The following is a 1,258-nucleotide window of genomic DNA, read 5'->3' on the forward strand; positions in this document are numbered from 1 at the left end:
TGTTTGACGTAGGCGATTTGCCTAACATCAGCCATGACAAACGAAGTAAACGAGTTCTAAAAAGGCAACGGTATTGATCTTGAAATAGTGGTCAAAGGACTATCTTTTTTCATTGACAGCCCGGAGGCTCATATGTGTTATGTGCGAATAAAAACAGCAGCATATTAGTCACGCAGATAACGGACAAATTTAAGCGTTTGCTTGACCGCTAAAAAAGCCATAAATGCTACAGCTACTATAGAAACTATAAAAACGAACCAGGTAGGAAAAAAATTTAGAAATCTAGCCTTTCTGCTTACTAGCTCGAAAGCCGTTCCGTTTTGCCATGCTTCGAAAACAGATTTTGACATCCAGCCAGCTGCAATAGTGACTACCCAGTAAAAAAGAGCTGCCAAAAAAGCAATCTCAGTATCGCCGTTTTCCTTTTGCATGTTAATCCAAGCACATAACAATTTAGTGTAAGGAAAAAATCCTTTATGCAAAGTGGATAGTTTCCATATATCACGTTTATAGTTTTGCCACTTTCGCACGTAAATACACTTCCATCAATAACCTACACTTAGTATCTGAAAACACCGTACTTAAGTACGGAATCTTTCCTTCTTATTTTACGGACGAGTCAAAAACCGCAATTCTGTTTTTATTTACAGTAATTAAAATCAAAAAAATGAAATCAATGTTCATGCAAATGGTGATTGAGCATATGCACAACCGTCGCTATGCAAAGCGCTCCATAGAGCTTTACAGTAAATGGATAATTAGCTTTATCCGCTTCAATAATAAGCACCCATCTGAAATGGGAGACAAAGAAGTTGAAGTGTTTTTGTCTCACTTAGTTAACGCTAAAAATGTGGCTCCGGCCACTCAAGCTAGCGCGCTAAATGCACTGGCGTTCTTGCAACGCGATATATTGGAAAGGCCTCTTCTCGATTGTCTGTCGACCCTGAAAGCAAAAAAGTGCGACGACATCATATTGATGAATCGAGTATACAAAAGGCAATACGAAACACGGCAAAAACTTGTGACATTAAAAAGAAAGTTACGCCTCATACGCTACGCCACTCTTTTGCAACGCATTTGCTGCAATCGGGCGCTGATATTAGAACGGTGCAAACACAGTTAGGCCATTCAGACGTAAAGACCACGCTAATTTATACTCACGTGCTCCAGCAAGGTGCGCAGGGTGTGGTAAGTCCTTTATCTCGTGTTTTGAAGTAATCTTTAAAGTAATTACACCCAACAAAAAAGGGCCCGAAGG

Annotated in this window: 1 protein-coding gene and 1 pseudogene; one reads left to right on the forward strand and one right to left on the reverse strand. The window is 39.8% G+C overall.

The annotated features are described in order from the left end of the window. Nucleotides 1–164: 164 nt before the first annotated feature. Nucleotides 165–530, reverse strand: a complete 366-nt coding sequence (locus QVA83_RS16135) for a hypothetical protein (protein ID WP_014975559.1) — start codon at nt 528–530, stop codon at nt 165–167. A 137-nt stretch (nt 531–667) separates the two neighbouring features. Here QVA83_RS16135 and QVA83_RS16140 point away from each other — a divergent pair. Then, a pseudogene (locus QVA83_RS16140) lies at nt 668–1,218 on the forward strand (phage integrase N-terminal SAM-like domain-containing protein). The last annotated feature ends 40 nt before the right edge of the window (nt 1,219–1,258 follow it).

Source organism: Alteromonas sp. AO-Serp (genome assembly GCF_017849675.1).
GTDB classification, from domain to species: domain Bacteria; phylum Pseudomonadota; class Gammaproteobacteria; order Enterobacterales; family Alteromonadaceae; genus Alteromonas; species Alteromonas macleodii.